Consider the following 18,441-nt stretch of genomic DNA (forward strand, 5'->3'; position numbering starts at 1 on the left):
AGGCGATGAGTTGCAACTCATCGCCTTTTCTTATTTAATAAATAGCATTGAACTACTAATTAATTTAAAAGCCGATCGTCAAAACTAAAAGATTCTTTATTAACTATTTTGATATTTTTTGCTTCCGGATGCAAAGGGTTAAGGATGTAATTAAACTCTGCCGGTACAATGGCCGACGGCACTCGCATGGCCAGGTATTCTTGTTTTTTCAGAAACTCGTCGCCCAGTTTTCTCAACGCTACCGGTCCCGAAACATCCTGCCAGTTATCCGGTAGCAAAGCAGGGTTTAGCTGCGTTATGCTATAATCTGGTACATCAATTTGCGCAATGCAAAAATTTGCAGGGACAATTAAGGGGTCTAAATGTACCAGTACCTCCAAATACGCCAGCGATCTTGACGACGCCAGGTAAAGCATCGACTTGCCTTCGCTATTCCAGCGGCCGCCATACAAACGGGCGCCAGTTCCGCTCAGATCATCCACATAATGGCATTTCGCAATACGATATAAAACCATCAGGCAAAAATACCGTGTTCAATACGCCCCAACTCCCTAAAAACCATATCAAAGCCGGCGGAAGTATCCAGAATGGTTACCGGGGCCTCGCCTTTAAACACATAGCCCGGGGTTTTTACCCAAATTTTAAACTTATCCATGGAACCAAAAACTTCTTCCCCGCGGGTATACAGGCGGGCAAGCTCAACGGCTTTTTCTGCGTACTCGGTTTTAATAATGGCATTATCATCATAGCGTTGTAAGGTACGCTCGGAGATGTGTAATATATTGGCCAGCTCCTGTATATTGAGGGATATTTTTTTGGCTAATGAAAGTAAAACGCTTTTAGGGAAACCTTTACGCGCCAGGTTAATAATATCAAAATCTGTAGAGAATTTGACAGACCTTGCCCCTTCCAGTAAATGGTAAAATGAAGGAACCGGAGCTTGAACAACATACGCTGCCATGGGCTCATTTACCTCATTTTTTTTGCTATCAATTTTTGTTTTGTACGACATATATACAAATATACTTACCATTTGTCGTATTTCCAAAATTTTTAACAATAAAAAAGCGATGAGAGTACACCCATCGCTTCAAGATTACTAATATAATACCTTCTTATTCAGCAATAATTAAAAAGTAGTTCTTTTTACCTTTTTGCACTACCAGGAATTTATTGTTGATCAGTGCATCGGCAGTATAAATATCGTCGGCAGTAGCAATTTTAACTTTGTTAATAGCTGAACCGCCACCCTGTATCATTTTTTTGGCTTCGCCCTTTGATGGGAATATCGCTGTTTTAACGGCCAGCAGATCGCTAACGTTGATGCCTTGCTGCAGCTCGGATAAGGCAATACTAAAATTAGGTACACCGGCAAACAGGCCCAGCACCTCGGTATCATTAAGTTCGTTTAAAAACTCAATGCCTACGTTCCCGAACAAAAACTCTGATGATTTAATGGCTTTTTCATATTCCACTTCGCCATGCACACGTATGGTGATATCCTTCGCCAGCGCTTTTTGTAATATCCGGGTATGCGGCGCGGCATCGTGCTCCGCTTCCAAAGCTTCAATTACATCACGCTCAAACAAGGTAAATATGCGAATGTATGCTTTAGCGTCAACATCGGTAGTGTTTAACCAGAACTGGTAAAACTGATACGGCGATGTACGTTCGGCATCAAGCCAAACAGCGCCACTTTCGGTTTTACCAAATTTGGTACCGTCAGCCTTTTTGATCAGGTTGGTGGTTAGGGCAAATGCTTCGCCGCTATCTTTACGACGGATAAGTTCTGTACCGGTAACAATATTACCCCACTGATCGCTACCCCCCATCTGGATACTGCAGTTATGGTGTTTCCACAGATAATAAAAGTCGTAACCCTGAACCAGCTGGTAAGTAAACTCCGTGAATGACATCCCGGTATCACCTTCCAGGCGTTTCTTTACAGAGTCTTTAGCCATCATATAGTTAACCGTGATGTGTTTACCCACATCGCGGATAAAATCAAGGAAGGTAAAATTCTTGAACCAGTCGTAGTTATTAACCATTTCGGCGCTATTGACACCGCTGTTAAAATCCAGAAAACGGGTCAATTGCTTTTTAACCGACTCCAGGTTATGCTGCAAGACATCTTCCGACAATAAATTACGTTCCTGCGATTTACCCGAGGGATCGCCAACCATACCGGTAGCACCACCAACCAAAGCATAAGGTTTATGACCAGCCCGCTGAAAATGGATCAGGGTCATGATTTGGGTTAAGTGGCCAACGTGCAATGAATCGGCAGTTGGGTCAAATCCTATATATCCCGAAGTCATACCTTTATTCAGCTTTTCTTCGGTACCCGGCATTTCGGTATGCAGCATACCGCGCCAGCGTAATTCTTCAACAAAGTTCATATTCAATATTTCAAAGGCTGCAAATATAAGAGAATAATTGGCTGAGCCGAATAGCTATATCACGCCAAAGCAGGGTTAACTAAAGGTAAAATCCATTTCAAATAATTACTTATTTTTTGTACCTTGAACAAAAGCCACTATTTTGCACAACAGCGCCTATGAATTTTTTATCGCATTATTACTTTGATCGTGATATAAACAACTGTTACCATATTTTAGGTATCGTTTTACCCGATCTTTTAAAAAATGCCGATAAAAACATCATCCTTCACCCCGAAAAACTACACCATACCGATAAAAACATCAATTCTATCATAGCCGGCTGGAATAAACACCTGGCGGTCGACCGTTATTTTCACTCATCCGAGTTTTTTGCTACACACTCCCACCAGTTAAAAAAACAATTGCTGCCTGCTATTGAAGGTTCGCCGGTAAAGCCGTTTTTTCTGGGGCATGTGGCACTGGAATTGATCATTGATAACCTGTTGCTTACCACAGGCAAAATACAGGTTGATGATTTTTACGCTCAACTGGCCGGTTGCGAAACAGCAGTGATCAGCGAGTTTTTAAATTTTTCGGGATTGCCAGACAGTCGTGTATTTTTTAGATTCTACGATGATTTTAAACGCAGTCAATACCTGCACACCTATGCCGAAACGCACCAGATAGCTTACGCCTTAAAACGCATCTGCATGCGCATCTGGCAAAACCCGTTCACCCCCCAGCATGAGGAACAAATGAACAAAGTATTGGGTGATTATCGCGACTATTTACTTCCCGATTTCATGCTGATATTTGAAGAAATCGCTAATAAACTGATCGCTATTTAAGAGCCGGTTTATCATTTAACCTATTGTTAAAGTCCACCTACCTAAGTCTTTTCCAGACTTCAAATGGTAAAAACTTCGTAACAACAGCCTTATTTACATCAAAAAGGCTTAAATATCAGCAATTAACATTTAAATATTCTTTTATTTAATAAAATTATATACCTACCTTTGCAGTCCCAATTAACAAATTGGGAAAAGGAGAAAAATTATTTAATGGCAAAAAAACAAGAAGCAGAAAAAGAATTAAAAGCGAAAGAGGCTGAACTGGACACAGTTACCGCATCTGGCGAAAAAGAAACCATTGAATCAGAAGCTGATTCAATATCTATCGAAGAGATCAAATCAAAAATTGCAGCTACTCCAAGTGCGGATTTCGACTGGGATGCAGATGACAAAAAATTTGGTAACTATACCGATAGCGACCGTGAGAAATTCGAGAAAATGTATGATGGAACTTTCAGCTCTATCACCAAAGGCGAAATCATCACCGGTACTGTTGTTAATGTTAACAACAAAGATGTGGTACTTAACGTAGGATTTAAATCAGACGGTTTAGTTTCAGTATCAGAATTCCGTGATACACCTGATCTGAAGATCGGTGATAAGGTTGACGTATTTGTAGAGTCACAGGAAGATGCTAACGGTCAGTTAGTACTTTCACGTAAACGTGCAAAAACTCAAAAATCATGGGAGCGCATTAATTCAGCCTTGGACAATGATGAGATCATCACTGGTTTTGTGAAGAGCAGAACTAAAGGTGGTTTAATTGTTGACATCATGGGTGTTGAAGCCTTCTTACCAGGTTCACAAATCGACATCAAACCTATCCGTGATTACGATGTGTACGTAGGTAAAACAATGGAATTCAAAGTTGTTAAGATCAACCACGAGTTTAAAAACGTAGTGGTATCGCACAAAGTGCTGATCGAAGACGATTTGGAAAACCAAAAAACAGAAATTGTTGCACGCCTTGAAAAAGGACAGGTATTGGAAGGTACCGTTAAAAACATTACCGACTTTGGTGTATTTATTGACCTTGGTGGTGTTGACGGCTTACTGCACATTACTGATATATCTTGGGGCCGTATTGAGCATCCACGCGAAATTCTGGCATTGGATCAAAAAATCAACGTTGTTGTGCTTGACTTTGATGACGAGAAAAAACGTATTGCTCTGGGCTTAAAACAATTAACTCCTCACCCTTGGCAAAGCCTTTCTGAAGATATTCAGGTTGGTTCAAAGGTTAAAGGTAAAATTGTTACCGTTGCTGATTACGGCGCATTCCTTGAAATCATCCCTGGTGTTGAAGGTTTGATCCACGTGTCAGAAATGTCATGGTCACAAAACCTGCGCAACCCTCAGGAATTCCTGAAAGTTGGTGACGAGATCGAAGCACAAGTGTTAACACTTGACCGCGAAGAACGCAAAATGTCATTAGGTGTTAAACAATTAACTCCTGATCCATGGCAAAATGCTGGCGAGAAATACGCCATCGGCACTCAGCACATCGCTACAGTTAAAAACATGACCAACTTTGGTGTGTTTGTTGAACTGGAAGACGGTATCGACGGCTTGATCCACATCTCTGATCTTTCTTGGTCTAAAAAAGTAAATCACCCTAACGAATTCACTAAAGTTGGTGAAAAATTAGACGTGGTTGTTTTAGAACTTGATATCGAGAACCGTAAATTAAGCTTAGGTCACAAACAACTGGAAGAAAACCCTTGGGATACTTTCGAAACCGTATTTACCATTGATTCAATTCATGAAGGTACTGTATTGAAAGTAACTGACAAAGGTGCTATCGTAGCTTTACCTTACGGTGTTGAAGGCTTCGCGCCAACCAAACACCTGGTTAAAGAAGACGGTAAATCAGTAAAAGCTGAGGAAACCGCTGAATTCAAGATCATTGAATTTAACAAAGAGAACAAACGTATCGTTATTTCACACTCACGTATCTGGGAAGAAGCTCGCGCTGACGCTCGTGTACAGGAATTTGAAAACCGCAAAAAAGAAGCAAAATCTGCTAGCAACGCGGTGAAAAAAGTGAAAGAATCAGTTGAAAAATCAACCTTAGGCGATCTTAGCGTATTAGCTCAATTAAAAGAGCAAATGGAAGGTGCTGAAAACAAAGCCCGCAAGGCTGCACCAGCTAAAAAAGCTGAAGGATCTGAAGAAGAAGCATAAGCTTTAACTGAAGCAATATTCTCACGAAGCCCTTCCGTTTATTCGGAAGGGCTTTTTTGTTGCCTCCTACTATTTCCAATGGAAAGAGTTCTTTATTTTATATTTACACCATGACCGGAGAAACAAACCTCGCTACCCTACTCAAAAACATGACACCCGTATTAAATGAAGGTGATTATGTTTATTGTACCGTATCATCCGTCCCATCTATAGATACTGCCGATATTTTAGGTCTTTTTAAAGAGACAGAAGGTTTTACCATTATTCTGAAAAAAGAAATTGCGGATCAGCTTCAACTGGAGTATAGCTATGTAGCCGCCTGGATAACACTCACCATATATTCATCATTAGCGGCCACTGGACTAACCGCCGCATTTGCCACAGCCCTGGCGCAGGAAGGCATCAGTTGTAATGTAGTGGCCGCCTATTATCATGATCATATTTTTGTAGCGAAAGAAGATGCTGATAAAACTATGGTCGCACTTAGAAAGCTATCTCTTTAAATATGATAAGTCATGCTGAATTTGTTTCAGCATCCCATTTGCAAGGTTTATAAAAGTATATTGGCAACTTTTCTGATGAGATCCCGAAATAAATTCGGGATGACTTCATGTTTTACCTATCCTACTTCCGTTAACAGTTATGAGGGTTACTTTTAAAACTCATCACCCAAAACTCAAAACTATTTACTATTTTTGCCCAAATCCACCCATACGATGCAAAATCTTACACTGCTCGACGGACAAAAGTTTCAGATCACCATACAACGTTTATGCCGCCAGTTGATTGAAAATCACGATGATTTTTCAGGATCGGTACTTATTGGCATTCAGCCCCGGGGCATATACCTGGCCAAACGTGTAGCCGAAGAATTAAGAAAAATATTACCCGGCAAAACCATTTTACAAGGCGACCTGGACATTACCTTTTACCGCGACGATTTTCGCAGGCGCGAATCGCAACTGGTACCTAATCAGACCAAGATAGATTTTATTATTGAAGGTAAAAAAGTGATCATGATGGATGATGTGCTCTGGACAGGCAGAACCATTCGTGCTGCCATGGATGCCATGCAGGCTTTTGGCAGGCCGGAGAAAGTGGAATTGCTGGCCCTGGTTGATCGCCGTTACTCACGCCACATACCGGTATCGGCAGATTATGTAGGTATTGAGGTGGATTCCATCGCATCGCAAAAAGTGGTAGTAAGTTGGAAAGATACCGATGGCGAAGATAAAATTGTGCTGGTATCAGAAGCGCAAGACTAATATTATTTCGGAATTCGGATGTTCGATTTCGGATTTATTAAAAATTGATTTTTGATTTAGAAAATTTGGACAAAGCAGAACTAAAACGGAGGACTCAAAAATTCGCTATAGATGTCATCAAATTTATAGAAAGCCTTCCCCGTAAACGTTCGCTTGATGTTTTATCAAATCAATTAATCAGGTGTGCAACATCAATTGGGGCAAACTACAGATCGGCATGCAGAGGTAAATCAACCGCCGATTTTATAAATAAAATAATTATAGTTGAAGAAGAGGCCGATGAATCTATTTATTGGTTAGAGTTGATGGAAGAATCGGAGCTTGTTAATTCAGTAGATATAACCATATTAAAAAAGGAAGCCAATGAACTTACAGCCATATTTACCGCTATAGGTAAAACGGCAAAAGAAAAACAGCGGCTTACTAAATTGGAAATAAAAAAATAAATTTCAGAATCGAAATTCAGAAAATAAAAAAATCCGAAATCGAACATCCGAAATCCGAAATAAAAAATCATGGCAGGACTAAGCACAAGGCATTTATTAGGCATAAAAGATTTGAACCGGGCAGATATCGAACTGATATTTGAAACTGCCGATACTTTTAAATCGGTTTTGAACCGGCCGATCAAGAAAGTGCCTTCGTTGCGTGATGTAACCATTGCCAATATATTTTTCGAAAACTCTACCCGCACACGCTTGTCGTTTGAGCTGGCCGAGAAACGCCTTTCGGCAGATGTGGTGAACTTTGCGGCCTCCTCTTCGTCGGTAAGTAAGGGTGAAACCCTGATCGATACGGTGAATAATATCCTGGCCATGAAGGTGGATATGGTGGTGATGCGTCACCCTTATGCGGGAGCGGGCATCTTCCTGTCTAAACATGTAAAGGCACAGATTGTAAACGCTGGTGATGGCGCTCATGAGCACCCTACCCAGGCCTTGCTGGATGCTTTCTCCATCCGCGAAAAATATGGTGATGTGGCAGGTAAAAAAGTGGTGATCGTGGGTGATATACTGCATTCGCGGGTAGCGCTTTCCAACATCCTTTGCCTCAAACAATTGGGTGCCGAGGTAATGGTTTGCGGTCCAACTACGCTGATCCCTAAATACATTGGCTCCTTAGGTGTTAAGGTTGAACATAACCTGATCAAAGCCCTCAACTGGTGCGATGTAGCCAATATGCTACGTATACAACTAGAACGTCAGGACATTAAATATTTCCCTTCCCTGCGGGAATATACCATGCTTTTTGGCCTCAATAAAACTATTTTAGACTCGCTGGATAAAGAAATTACTGTAATGCACCCTGGCCCTATCAATCGTGGTGTGGAGATCACCAGTGATGTGGCCGACAGCAAGCAATCCATCATCCTTGACCAGGTTGAGAACGGTGTAGCCGTGCGTATGGCGGTGCTGTACCTGCTTGCAGGGCAAACTCCTTAATTATCGGTAAGCAGGCAAGGTAAAGGTTCAATTTTCTTAATCCCATTTATATAACAACGTTTATTATCTGCGTTGATAATCAAAGTAAAATGATAAAGTTTAAGAATGTTTGCTGTTTATCTCTTTTCATAGCGCTTGTTTATTCAGCACCTGCATTTGCCCAAAGCCGCCAGCAGGTAAAAACAGATTCGGTGTTTGCGCTGGTTCAAAAGTATTTCAATGCCCAAAAAGCCGATTCTCTTTACTCCCTTGGCGGCGAATTATTCAAAAGAACATTAACACCTGAAGGTTTCCGGTCGGTGGCTAATCAACAGCTTTTCCCGCTGGGCGATATTAAAGGTTCGTCGCTCGTTAGTTTTGTCAATAACAAGGTAAGTACGTATAAACTGATATTTGGCGCGGTTACTTTGCAACTGCAAATGAGTCTTGATCAGGACAATAAACTTGATCTTTTCCTGTTTCAACCATTTACCCAGGTAACCGCCGATAAATTGGGTCAGGCTGCCTCAACCAATAAGTTATTAACCCCCATGGATAAAGTGATCGAATCTGTTGTACGCCCATACATTCAAAAAGCCAATACCGTAGGCTTAAGTGTAGGCGTTTTGAAAGATGGTAAAATAACCACTTACAACTATGGCGAAACCACCAAAGGCAACAAGCAACTGCCTACGCTCCATACCATTTTTGAGATAGGATCGATCACCAAAACATTTACCGCTACGTTACTGGCTTATTATGTAAACGAAGGCAAAGTAAAATTGACTGATCCTGTTATCAAATACTTACCAGATTCTGTCGCCAAAAACCCCGAATTAAAGCTGATCACGCTTCAATCATTAAGCAATCACACCTCGGGCTTGGCCCGTATCCCGGACAACCTGGAGGCTAAGGCAACGGATGAACTTAATCCCTATAAAGATTATACCAAACAACAGCTGTTCGCCTATCTGAAAACATGTAAGCTGAACAACCCAACGGGCGAAAGATATGATTACTCCAATTTAGGTGTAGGGCTGCTCGGATCTATCCTGTCCAAATTGAGCGGTAAAACATTTGAGCAAATGGTACTCGAGATCATCTGCCGCCCCTTAGTGATGTCGAGTACTACCCAGCATTTAAGCCCGGCACGACTGAGCAATTTCGCTACGGTTTATAATACTACCGGCGAAGCTACCACTGCCTGGGATTTTGACGTTTTAGCCCCCTGCGGAGCCCTGCATTCATCTGTAAATGATTTGCTGGTATATGCAAAGGCCAATATGAATCCGACGCCAGACAAGCTCGGAAAAGCTTTGGAACTAACCCACCAGATCACCTTCAGCAAAGATGCTAAAATGGCCCTGGCCTGGCATATTATTGTTGTTGATGGTGTGGAGTATTACTTTCATAACGGGGGCACTTATGGCAGCAGCAGCTTCCTGGCTTTTAACGCGCAAAAGAACCTGGCAGTAGTGATACTTTCCAACTCGGCCGAAAGTACGGATGCCATAGGTGTTAAAATGCTGCAAGCCTTGCAAAAGTAAGATTGGTTTTATACTAAAAGCCGATTATGTCGAACTTGTTTCAAAAGGGTGTCATGCTGAGCCCCGTCGAAGCATGGTGGGCAGGCCTATGCGCTCTACCCTTCGACGGAGCTCAGGGTGACACCCCTCGCTTTTTAAACATTACTTATTCCTTTTGCCTGCTCACGGGTTATTATCATCCCGAGGGATCCTGAAACAAGTTCAGGATGACATGACATACTGTACTATCCTATTCCAACCATGTCATTGCGAGGAGGAACGACGAAGCAATCTCATCGCGTTCAATATACAAGCGAGGAGATTGCCACGCTACGCTCGCAATGACATGGTTGAATTGGAACTTAATGCACCATGGTTACCACGGGCTGGAAGCCCGCGGCAGTGAAATTTAGCCTCTATGTATACAAAAAACATCCCACCTTGCCTAAAGCAAAGCGGGATGCAAACAAAAGTAATCAGTCAACTGAATTAACTCAATCCTTATCCTATCAACTAATTATTTATCTTTTACTGTTGATCCGTTCCTGATCTCGTCTGAGGCTACTTTCACCAGTTTATCATCTGGTTTAATGTCACCATAAACTTCCATCATGTCGCCCGATGTTAAGCCTTTTTTAGCGTCGACCCATATGGCTTTATGATTTACCACTTTAATTACAAACACCTTTTCGGTTGAAGTATAAACAGCGGTTTTAGGCACTACATAAGCGCTATCACCACCAGGCAATGGTACGCTCACTTCGGCAAACATGTGAGGCAAAAGCTTTTTATCTTTATTGTATACGTCCATTTCCAAACGCTCAGCCCTTAATTTTTCATCCAAAGCACCAGCCAGACGTTTCACCTGGGCGGTAAATTTTTGGTTGGGTAATGCTTTCACGGTAAAATCCACTTCGCTTTTATTGCTCAATGAACCGGTAGAACTTTCTGGTATAGATACTACCAAACGCAGCCTTTTCTGATCCTGAAGTGTAAACAAAGGATCCGTGCTTTTGCCACCCGGACCTACATAGGCACCCAGGTTTACATTACGACTGCTGATCACCCCATCAAAAGGAGCGCGTATTTCCAGGTAAGCCAGGTTAGCGGCAACTTCTTTATAGGCCGATTTTGCAGCTTCTACATTGGCCAGATCAGAGTTTTTCTTGGCTTCTGCCTGCTCCAGGTCATTTTGCGATACGGTACCGGGAGTTTTGCTGGTGCTTACCAACCGGTCATAAGTAGCTTTGCTGGCATAGTAAATAGCTTCCTGTTGTTTTATTCGGGATTGCGCGCCTGCTAACTGCGAGTTGATCTCAGGTGCTTCTAAAACACCCAGTAATTGTCCCTGGTGAACTTCAGAACCGATATCAACCAGCAGTTTTTTCACATAACTGTTCACCTTAGCATACAGGTCTACCTGTTGGTAAGGGATCAGTTCGCCGGGAATAGTAACCGAGCCGCTCAGCTTTCCTTTTTTAACCGCAACCAGCTCAACCGATGGAGTTTCCACCGCTTCCTGCTGTTGCTCTTCTGCGCTTTCTTTTTCTTTTTCCTCGGAGTGGCAAGCACTCAGGAAACTTATAGCTACCGCTAATACGGCAAGCATAATGGTAGATCTATTTTTAAGCTTTTTCATGATGATGCAAAGGGACATAAAATTTACTTTCTTTATCTTCTGGGTCTAATGATACTGATTGTGTGCTGGCATTACCTTGTACCCAGGCAAAAACCAATGGTAATATTAACAGGGCTGCAAATGTTGAAGCAATAAGCCCGCCAATAACCGCACGGCCAAGTGGTGATGTCTGGTCGCCACCTTCGCCCAGGCCGGATGCCATCGGGATCATACCTACAACCATCGCCAAACTGGTCATTAATATAGGACGCAAGCGCAAAGCTACAGCTTCGCGGGCGGCTTTCAAGGCGTCGCCGTTATGTTTACGTAACTCTTCGGCATTGGTTATCAATAACACCGCGTTGGATATGGATACACCTACCGACATGATCATACCCATGTACGATTGCAGGTTAAGTGTCGCCCCGGTTAATTTAACCAGGAATAATGATCCGAACAATACAGCCGGCACCGTTGACAAAACAACTAACGACATTTTGAACGACTGGAAGTTGGCTGCCAGCATCAGGAATATTACGGCAATGGCTACCAATAAACCTGATTGTAAACTATCCAATGTGTCGGTTAGCGTTTGGCTCAGGCCGCGCATGTCAATCGTTAATCCGTGTGGTAATTTACCAATTGATTTAATAGCTTCCTGTACATCATGTGTGGCCGTGCCCAAATCTTTTTTGTTGATATTGGCAGTAACAGACATGGTTGGTATAGCGCCGATGTTATCATTCTCGCCATTGGTTACACCGGTTTTCACATCGGCAACATCGCCTAATGTTGGTCTTGACTGATTGGCCAGTACAGGGATTTCCTTTACATCATTCAGACTTGCCATTTGATACTCAGGTATCTGTACCTGTACCAGGTAGCTCAAACCTGCACGTTCATCAATCCAGTTGTTTTTTTCGGTAAACCTTGATGATGAGGTAGAAGCGATCAGCGAGCGGGAAATATCATTTAAACCCACACCCAGTTGAGCCGCCCTTTGCCTGTCGATAGTAATATCTAAGGACGGATAATTGAACGACTGGCCTATCTGCGCATCGCGCAGATATTTGATCTGTTTTAATTTATCCAGCACCTTGAAAGCATATTCCTGGTTCTGTTTTTTGTTTTTACCTGCCAGGGTTACCTCAATCGGTGTAGGCGATCCCTGGCTCAGGATCTTGTCGGTCAGTTCTATCGGCTCAAACGAGATCTTGATACCGGGCATTCTTTGCGCTATGGAATCCCTGAATTTTTCTTTCAGATCATCGAGGTTCACTTTATAATCTTCGGTTAAGCTCACCTGCATAACTGCTTCCTGAGGACCAGCCATGAACATATATATCGGATTGGTGGAGAACGATGAGGGGTGTGTACCTACCATGGTAGAGGTAATAGCAATGTGGTTTTTACCAACTATGTTACCTAATATATGCTGTGCTTTCACCACCTCTATCTCGGTACGCTCCAAACGGGTACCATCAGGTGCACGTAAACGAACCTGGAAAGTTCCCGAGTTTACTTTAGGCAATACATCGCGACCAATAATATTAAAGAGCAGGAAGGCTAAACCACAAGCAACAATTACATAAACCGATACCAGGATCTTCCTATTAGGGAGCATTCTGTCCATCAGGCGCATAAAGCTATCCCTGAACTTATCAAAGCGGGTTACTTCTTTACCGGTATGCTCAAGCGCCCTTTTCATGGCTTTTTCTTTTTGCTCCCAAGGTTCACCCTCATCTTCCAAAGCAAAACCATCTGGATGGCTGTGGTCTTCGTGTTTGTTTACCATGATCCAGTTGGCCATGATAGGTACAAAGGTTTGCGCCAGGAAGTAAGAAACTATCATGGAGAAACCAATGGCCAATGCCAGCGGCAGGAACAAGGCTCCCGGGATACCTTTCATGGTAAAGGCCGGTGCAAACACTGCCAGGATACAAAACAGGATCAGCAATTTAGGGAAAGCGATCTCCTTACAGGCATCCCATATAGCCAGGGCTTTTGGTTTACCCATATCAAAGTGCTGGTGTATGTTCTCGATCGTCACCGTCGACTCATCCACCAGGATACCAATAGCCAGCGACAAACCGCTCAGCGTCATGATATTGATCGTTTGTCCAAAAAGTGAAAGGAAAAATATAGCCGATATAATACAGGTTGGAATAGTTAATATTACAATGAGTGCACCACGTTTATCACCCAGGAACAGCAATACCATTAAACCGGTTAGTACTGCGCCTATGGCTCCTTCTTCGGCCAAACTCTTCACCGCGTTAATTACATAAACCGACTGGTCAAACACGAAGGACAACTTCACGTCGTCAGGCACCAAAGCCTGGAAACGTGGCAATGCCTTTTTCAAGTTCTGAACCACATCCCAGGTTGAGGCTGTAGCCGATTTGGTGATAGGCAGATAAACAGAGCGTTTTCCGTTGATCAGCGCGTAACCGTTGGTGATATCCGCGCCGTCTTCAACAGTAGCCACATCATGTAAAAAAACTGTTTGTACACCATTTTTGTATAATGGGATATTACCAAAATCAGGAATCTTTTTGATGGTGGTATTTGCCGGAGCCAGGTAGTTATAATCGCCTATACGTACGTTACCTGCCGGGGTGTTCTGATTGTTTTCGCGCAAAGCAGCCACGATCTGGTCGGGTGTTAAGTTATGCGAACGTAACAATCCCGGATCAACCTTAATTACTACGGTACGCTGATTACCGCCAAAAGGAGCCGGTGCTACCAGACCGGGAACCGATGTAAATGCCGACCTGATGTAAACCAGGGCGAAATCAAGTAACTCATTGTTGGATCTTGTGGGGCTACTCAGTACCAACTGACCAACCGGTAACGTGGAGGCATCAAACCTCAAAATAAACGGAGGCTGCGAGCCCTGCGGGAATGCCGACTGGGCCCTGTTGGTGAACGCCGTGACCTCCGCCGCGGCCTGTGCCATATTAGTACCTTCGTAAAAAGTAACTTTTATAAGTGTTAAACCTTGTACGTTTTTGGTTTCGATAGTTTTAACGCCCGAAACAAAAAGCAGCAGGTTCACATACTGCTTACCAAAATAAGCCTCCATTTGGTCGGGGGTAAAACCTCCGTAAGGGTGGGATATATAGATAACCGGCAGGTTAAGATCAGGAAAGATATCTATCTTGATAGTACGTACCGCATTGATCCCGAAAAAAAACAGTCCGGCAACTATAACCAATATGGTAATTGGTTTTTGTAGCGCCCCTTTGATCATTCCCATTATAAATGTGTATTACTGTTATTAAAAATTATTAATGAATATGCCGAAATCGCCTGTAGCTGCCGATTTAAACAGCAGGGCCTGCCATACATTGTTTAAGGCAATGTAGCGGTCAACCTCGGCACGGTTCAGGGTATAAAGGGCCTGGGTAAAATCAACAATGTTGGCCAGTCCGTTTTTATATAAGGTATATTTCTGCTTATAAGCATCGCTCGCAGCCGAAACTTCAACCGGTACCTCGCGATAATTTTTTAATGAGTTGCCGATGCGGGTTTGTGCCAGTGCCAGCTGTGCTGTCAGTTGCTGCTCCACCAGGTCGTAATCATTTTTAAATTGCTCCGAAGTATATTTTTGCGATTGCACCTGGTAATGCACCCGGAAAGGGCTGGTAATATTCCAAACCATAGCCACACCAAACAGATAGTTGTACCGGGTTGGGTTGGCGCCTGCTCCGTAACTGCTGTTAACGCTGTTGGGCTTGGTAGTATAATCATAATTAAAACCAGAGCCCCTGCCCTGGTATACACCAAACAAGGTAAATGTAGGGTAACTGAATGTTTTTAAATACTTGGCTTGCTCATCACTTACGCCAATGCGGTTTTGCAAATAACGTAATTGCGGGTGATCTGCCAGTTGCACCGCACTTAAAGCATCCAGTGTGGTGGGCAGCTTGGTAACAAAAGCGCTATCCAATAAAAAATCCTGCGCCGGGATACCCAGGTACACCGAAAGCTGGTTACTCTGATCCTGAACAGTTTGCTGCGTATTGGTCAGCGAGATCTTCGCATTGGATACTTCCGCGTTAGCCAAAGCCGAGTCGACACCCGGATTCAGACCATTCTTTACACGGGCAACCACAACCTTTTGCAGATCCATGGCCCGGTTCAGGTTATCCTGCTGGGCTTTTGCCAATTGCTGGGCTGCCAGTAAATTTAAATAGGTGCTGGCTACACGAACTTCGTGCTGAAATTGCTCTTGAGCCAGGTCGGTCTCTTCACGGTTCACGATGTTCTTTTGCACTTTGATGCGCTCATGCGATTTGCCGAAGCTGAAAAAATCCCAGCTTACATTGCTTAAATACAGGGAGCCGAATGCCGCGTTCCAGTTTTGCTTGGCCTGAGCCGGGCCTGACGATGCTACGGATAAACCACGGTAACCATACAAAGGTCCGTTTTGACCGTTGGCCGTTCCGTAGTCTTGTTGTGCCGAGATGCTTACATCTGGTAAATATTCTGTGCGTGTTTCTTTTAGAAATGCCTTAGCAGCGTTTAACTGATTAGCCTTGGATTTGATGGTACCGTAATTAGCGAGTGCCATTTGTTCAGCATCTTTGATGTTTAAAACTTTTTGCTGAGCCTGAGCCTGGAAGACAAATAAAACACCTAAAAACAGAAGTAGTTGTTTTGAAGGTAGATTATACATATTGTGTATTTTATACACGGCAAAGGTAGGCCTATAGGATGTATGAAAAAAATGAATTAATTTTGTCATAATCATTAGTAAAATTCATAATGAATATAGCACTCCACCACTTTCGCTTAGTTGATACCATATCAAAAGAGGGTACTTTAACTAAAGCAGCCGAAACATTGCACCTCACCCAATCGGCCCTGAGCCACCAGTTAAAGGAACTGGAAAAAGAGCTGGATATCGAAGTTTTTCACCGTGAAGGCAAAAAATTACATTTGTCTGAGATTGGCTACCGCTTTTTGCGCAGTTCTGAAAAGATCATCGCCGAAATACGCTCGATGGAAGAGGATATCCGCAATTACAAGAACGGCAAAACCGGCAAACTGAATATCAGCATGCAGTGCTACACCGCTTACCACTGGCTGCCAGGTGTGATAAAAGATTTTAAGAGCCAATGGCCCGATATCCATATCAACATCGTATCAGACGCTACCCGCCGTCCGCTGGAATATTTGATGCGCGGTGACCTGGACCTGGGTATTGTGCGCACCCAAATGGTGAACACCAAGATAACCTACGAACCTATTTTCGAGGATCGCCTGAATGCCATTTTACCGGCCGACCATCCATTGGCCAAAAAGGACGTGATCAATATCTGCGATTTTCAGGATCAGGACCTGATACTGGCTCTTTACGACCCCAGCTACCAGGACACCCCATTGATTGAAACCCTGATCCAGGAGCAGCATGTAAAGCCCAAAACACTCAACCGTATACACTACACCGATGCCACCATCGAAATGGTAAACGCGGGCCTGGGTATCAGCGTAATGGCCGACTGGATAGTGAAACCTTACCTGGCCAACAGAAATGTGGTAGCCAAACCCCTGCACCATAGTGTGGCCAAAAGAACCTGGTACGCCGCTACCTGCAAGGATAACCCGGTGATACAGAATTTCCTGGCCTGCCTGAAAGTGTATTTTGCCCAGAACCAAATGTGCATGGAAGAAGAACATTTTGAAGAATTACTGGAACAAGTGGTTTAATTGTATCCTTGTACTTGGTATAAGTATTGGGATAAGCACAGGAACAGCAAGTAAAACGCTCGCGCCCACTACGCTTGACCTCACCCCAACCCTCTCCAAAGGAGAGGGAGCTAAAAAAAGGTTGCCAAGTAAAGTACTCTCCTTTGGAGAGGATTTAGGAGAGGTGGCCGCCAAACCCTTCCCCCAGCATTACTCCTACACCAAAGGTACCATCAAACCCAGGCATTTATCCCAGCAGCAACTGGATAAGCAAGTGGAGGTATTTTACGACCAGTGGAAAAAACGCTATGTAAAACCCGGCTGTACCCCCGGTCAATCCTACATCTGGTTTGAAAGAAAGGGCAAGGAATGTGTATCCGAAGGTCAAGGCTATGGTATGATCATCACGGTACTGATGGCCGGGTACGATAAAACCGCTCAAAATACATTCAACGGTCTTTACCAATATTACAAGGCCCATCCGGCCAAAACATCTCCCTACCTCATGGCCTGGGCGCAGGTAAAAGGCTGTAAAGATCTGGACCGCAGCACCGCTACTGATGGCGATATGGACATTGCCTATTCCCTGCTGCTGGCCGCCAAACAATGGGGCAATACCGGGAGCATCAACTACCTGCACGAGGCCCTGGGCATCATAGCGGCCATCATGCAGCATGAGATCAACCAGAAAACTTATTCCATTTTGCTAAGCGATGCCATTGAGTATGATAGTGCCGACTACTTCGACACCCGCTCATCCGATTTTATGCCGAGCCATTTTAAAGCCTTTGAAGCCACTTTACATAACGGCAAATGGAAATCAGTAACCGACAATACTTATCGCCTCTTTGCGGCTATGCAGGCCCAATACAGCCCCGAGGCCGGCCTGGTGCCCGACTTTATCCGCAGTGTTCATAAAAACCCTCGCCCGGCACAGCGCAATTACCTCGAGTCGCCATACGATGGCTCTTATAATTATAATGCCTGCCGCGTACCCTGGCGCATAGCCAGCGACTATTTGTTATATGGCGATCACAGAGCAAAAGCTTTCGCCGATAAAATAAACCATTGGATCCGGGAAACCACCAGCGGCAATCCCGATAATATTTCGGCAGGCTATACCCTGGCGGGCAATGATATCAAAGGACGGTATTTTGAGGCCTTAAGTTTTATAGCCCCCTTTACCGTATCAGCCACGGTTGATCAAACTAACCAGCAATGGCTCAATAAACTGTGGGATTACCTGGTAGACTTTAAACTCAAAGATTACGATTATTACGATAACAGCATTAAAATGCTGGACATGATCATCGTATCCGGCAACTACTGGAAACCATAGTTTTGATTTCGGATTAACTTTGTTGAGGATTTTGCCGTTTTGGATGTTCGATTTCGGATTTCAGCTCGTAGTCGGTGTTCCGAAGAATAGATTTTGGCTAAAGCCTGTAAATGCTTCCGCTATCCGTCCCATAAATGAGACGGCAATGAATAAAATGTCAAT

At 43.5% G+C, this 18,441-nt stretch carries 15 protein-coding genes; 9 read left to right on the forward strand and 6 right to left on the reverse strand.

Going from position 1 to position 18,441, the window contains the following annotated elements; translation table 11 throughout:
• Window positions 1-59: 59 nt before the first annotated feature.
• The 3 genes from BLR84_RS09390 to tyrS form a co-directional block, all read right to left on the reverse strand.
• Window positions 60-515 carry an RES family NAD+ phosphorylase gene (locus BLR84_RS09390; protein ID WP_090467159.1) on the reverse strand — a complete coding sequence of 152 codons (456 nt, stop codon included), beginning with the start codon at window positions 513-515 and terminating at the stop codon, window positions 60-62.
• Window positions 515-1,012, reverse strand: coding sequence for a type II RES/Xre toxin-antitoxin system antitoxin (locus BLR84_RS09395; protein WP_090467709.1), 498 nt, complete (start codon window positions 1,010-1,012; stop codon window positions 515-517). Before BLR84_RS09395 ends, BLR84_RS09390 begins: the two co-directional genes overlap by 1 nt.
• 103 nt (window positions 1,013-1,115) lie before the next feature.
• Window positions 1,116-2,399 (reverse strand): tyrosine--tRNA ligase, encoded by a 1,284-nt coding sequence (tyrS, locus tag BLR84_RS09400; RefSeq protein ID WP_090467161.1) that lies wholly within the window; start codon window positions 2,397-2,399, stop codon window positions 1,116-1,118.
• Between the two features lie 158 nt (window positions 2,400-2,557).
• Here tyrS and BLR84_RS09405 point away from each other — a divergent pair, with 158 nt between their 5' ends.
• The 7 genes from BLR84_RS09405 to BLR84_RS09435 all read left to right on the forward strand — a co-directional run bounded on the left by BLR84_RS09405 (window position 2,558) and on the right by BLR84_RS09435 (window position 9,649).
• On the forward strand, window positions 2,558-3,229 hold the full coding sequence (locus BLR84_RS09405) for a hypothetical protein (protein WP_090467162.1): 672 nt from the start codon (window positions 2,558-2,560) through the stop codon (window positions 3,227-3,229).
• A 213-nt stretch (window positions 3,230-3,442) separates the two neighbouring features.
• Window positions 3,443-5,416, forward strand: a complete 1,974-nt coding sequence (gene rpsA / locus BLR84_RS09410) for a 30S ribosomal protein S1 (RefSeq protein WP_090467164.1) — start codon at window positions 3,443-3,445, stop codon at window positions 5,414-5,416.
• Between the two features lie 110 nt (window positions 5,417-5,526).
• Window positions 5,527-5,919: an ACT domain-containing protein gene (locus BLR84_RS09415; RefSeq protein WP_090467165.1), complete on the forward strand. Its 393-nt coding sequence runs from the start codon at window positions 5,527-5,529 to the stop codon at window positions 5,917-5,919.
• A gap of 213 nt (window positions 5,920-6,132) precedes the next feature.
• Window positions 6,133-6,681, forward strand: a complete 549-nt coding sequence (pyrR, locus tag BLR84_RS09420; protein WP_090467167.1) for a bifunctional pyr operon transcriptional regulator/uracil phosphoribosyltransferase PyrR — start codon at window positions 6,133-6,135, stop codon at window positions 6,679-6,681.
• A 44-nt stretch (window positions 6,682-6,725) separates the two neighbouring features.
• Window positions 6,726-7,127 (forward strand): four helix bundle protein, encoded by a 402-nt coding sequence (locus BLR84_RS09425; RefSeq protein WP_255366899.1) that lies wholly within the window; start codon window positions 6,726-6,728, stop codon window positions 7,125-7,127.
• Window positions 7,128-7,196: 69 nt separating this feature from the next.
• Entirely contained in the window at window positions 7,197-8,123 is a 927-nt protein-coding gene (locus BLR84_RS09430) for an aspartate carbamoyltransferase catalytic subunit (protein WP_090467170.1), read from the forward strand.
• An 89-nt stretch (window positions 8,124-8,212) separates the two neighbouring features.
• Window positions 8,213-9,649, forward strand: coding sequence for a serine hydrolase domain-containing protein (locus BLR84_RS09435; RefSeq protein ID WP_090467172.1), 1,437 nt, complete (start codon window positions 8,213-8,215; stop codon window positions 9,647-9,649).
• A 496-nt stretch (window positions 9,650-10,145) separates the two neighbouring features.
• On the opposite strand, the gene BLR84_RS09440 is transcribed toward BLR84_RS09435, so the two are convergent.
• From BLR84_RS09440 to BLR84_RS09450, 3 genes are read right to left on the reverse strand one after another with little or no spacing between them, the layout of a single operon-like run.
• Complete coding sequence (locus tag BLR84_RS09440; RefSeq protein WP_255366900.1) at window positions 10,146-11,267, reverse strand: efflux RND transporter periplasmic adaptor subunit; 1,122 nt, start codon at window positions 11,265-11,267, stop codon at window positions 10,146-10,148.
• The gene (locus BLR84_RS09445; protein WP_090467176.1) at window positions 11,254-14,505 is read right to left on the reverse strand and encodes an efflux RND transporter permease subunit; all 3,252 of its coding nucleotides are present in this window, start codon (window positions 14,503-14,505) and stop codon (window positions 11,254-11,256) included. The genes BLR84_RS09440 and BLR84_RS09445 overlap by 14 nt, the downstream gene beginning before the upstream one ends.
• A 21-nt stretch (window positions 14,506-14,526) precedes the next feature.
• Window positions 14,527-15,927 (reverse strand): TolC family protein, encoded by a 1,401-nt coding sequence (locus tag BLR84_RS09450; RefSeq protein WP_090467178.1) that lies wholly within the window; start codon window positions 15,925-15,927, stop codon window positions 14,527-14,529.
• An 89-nt stretch (window positions 15,928-16,016) separates the two neighbouring features.
• On the opposite strand from BLR84_RS09450, the gene BLR84_RS09455 reads away from it, so the two are divergent.
• Window positions 16,017-16,961 (forward strand): LysR family transcriptional regulator, encoded by a 945-nt coding sequence (locus tag BLR84_RS09455; RefSeq protein WP_090467180.1) that lies wholly within the window; start codon window positions 16,017-16,019, stop codon window positions 16,959-16,961.
• Window positions 16,897-18,279 (forward strand): glycosyl hydrolase family 8, encoded by a 1,383-nt coding sequence (locus BLR84_RS09460; protein ID WP_176852012.1) that lies wholly within the window; start codon window positions 16,897-16,899, stop codon window positions 18,277-18,279. Before BLR84_RS09455 ends, BLR84_RS09460 begins: the two co-directional genes overlap by 65 nt.
• Window positions 18,280-18,441: the final 162 nt, after the last annotated feature.

Source organism: Mucilaginibacter sp. OK268 (genome assembly GCF_900103125.1).
GTDB lineage: Bacteria > Bacteroidota > Bacteroidia > Sphingobacteriales > Sphingobacteriaceae > Mucilaginibacter.